This window comes from Mucilaginibacter sp. P5_A4 (assembly GCF_056400605.1).
The window spans coordinates 1-1,754 of the sequence record NZ_JBFUKX010000123.1 but is presented as its reverse complement, the minus strand read 5'-3'; the positions used below and the strand labels follow the sequence as shown (position 1 = coordinate 1,754).

Annotated in this window: 1 protein-coding gene and 1 pseudogene; both read left to right on the top strand. The window is 36.0% G+C overall.

The window, feature by feature from the left end:
• A pseudogene (locus AC1DQW_RS27530) lies at positions 1-620 on the top strand (capsule biosynthesis protein); the annotation flags it as partial.
• Positions 621-650: 30 nt separating this feature from the next.
• On the top strand, positions 651-1,721 hold the full coding sequence (locus AC1DQW_RS27525) for a Wzz/FepE/Etk N-terminal domain-containing protein (RefSeq protein ID WP_477456991.1): 1,071 nt from the start codon (positions 651-653) through the stop codon (positions 1,719-1,721).
• The last annotated feature ends 33 nt before the right edge of the window (positions 1,722-1,754 follow it).

Genomic DNA, 1,754 nt, shown 5'->3' with positions numbered 1-1,754 from the left:
GCCTTACTGCATCGGCAGATGTTGAGGGAGGATCGTTAAAAAGAGAAAACATTGCCATATTGGGTGTTGATAAAAATAAAGCAGATACTACAGCACTTGCTCTTGAACGCACCGCCCAGTTTAGCAGGCTTAAAAGAGCCTATAAGGATTCTACTAACACAGCAGCAGATACCCAGCAGCGAAATAATTATGTAGGTATTGATCTTACCAAAATCCTGAAATCTCCCGGATCAAAAATCGACCTGCTTTTGGAGGACGGTGACGTTTTAAGGGTTCCTAAAMAACAACAAATCGTTCGTGTAAACGGCCAGGTGCTTTATCCAAGTGCGGTGGTTTATGACGGTTCAAAATCATTTAATGGCTTTGTATCTAATGCTGGTGGATATGGGCCCGACGCATTAAGAAGGGGAGCTTATGTAGTATACGCCAACGGAACCGTAAAAGGCACACGGAAGTTTTTGTTTTTCAATATCCATCCTTCAGTAAAGCCCGGAAGCGAAATATATGTTCCTAAAAAGGCGGAAAGTAAAAACAATACAGGTCAGTTGATTTTAGGATATACTACAGGGTTAGCATCGTTAGGGGCTATTATTTTGGGGATATTGAGTTTGAATAAATAAACTTAGAATTTTAATTTGTATTCAAGTTATATGGGTATTGAAAAAACTGATGAAATATCAGTAAAGGAGTTAATAAAAAAAATAAAATCAGTTATCGGCTATTTAAAATCTAAATGGCTGATAATTTTCATTGCAGGTATCTTGGGAGGCGTTTTAGGGATAGCATATTCTATATTTAAAAAGCCCGAGTATACATCATCATGCACATTTGTTTTAGATGACGGAAATAAATCCGGAGGCCTAAGTCAATATGCCGGGCTTGCTTCAATTGCAGGTGTTGACTTAGGTGGTATGAATAGTGGAGGAGGGATATTTCAAAGTGATAATATTTTAGAACTTTACAAATCCCGTTTAATGATTGAAAAGGCTTTACTAAGTACCGCTACATTTAATGATAAAAAACAGCTATTAATTGACCGGTATATTGAGTTTAATAAGTTAAAGGATATTTGGAGGAAAAGAGATAATATTGGCAATATTTCATTTACAGGGAATCCTGATCATTTTAATCGTAAACAGGATAGTATAATTTCTGACCTTGTTAAAATATTTAATAAACAAATACTTACAGTTACTAAGCCTGACAAAAAAACAAGTATCATAAAGGTTGATGTTATAAGTAAGGATGAGCTATTTGCCCGGGAATTTAACATTAAACTCGTTGAAAATGTTAATCGTTTCTACACGCAAACAAAAACCAAAAAGAGCGATCAGAATATTCGTGTTTTACAGTACCAGGCGGATAGTGTAAAAAGGTTATTGAATAATTCAATAACCGGAGTAGCATCCGCAATGGATGCAGCGCCTAACCCCAACCCTGCATTACAAATATTGAGAGTTACATCGCAAAAGAAGCAGGTTGACGTTCAGGCAAGCACAGCTATATATGCCGAGATTGTAAAGAACCTTGAAGTTACAAAAATGTCTCTGAGGCAGGAAACGCCGTTAATTCAATTAATTGATAGCCCTGTGCTGCCTTTAGCGGTTGATAAAGTAACAAAGATTAAAGGGCTGGTAATAGGGATATTTGCTGGTGGTTTTATTTGTATTATAGCACTTATTTTTAGGAAGATTCTTTCTAAGATAGTTGAAAATGATTGAAAATTATGCAATTTTATACGCTTAAGGTAATTG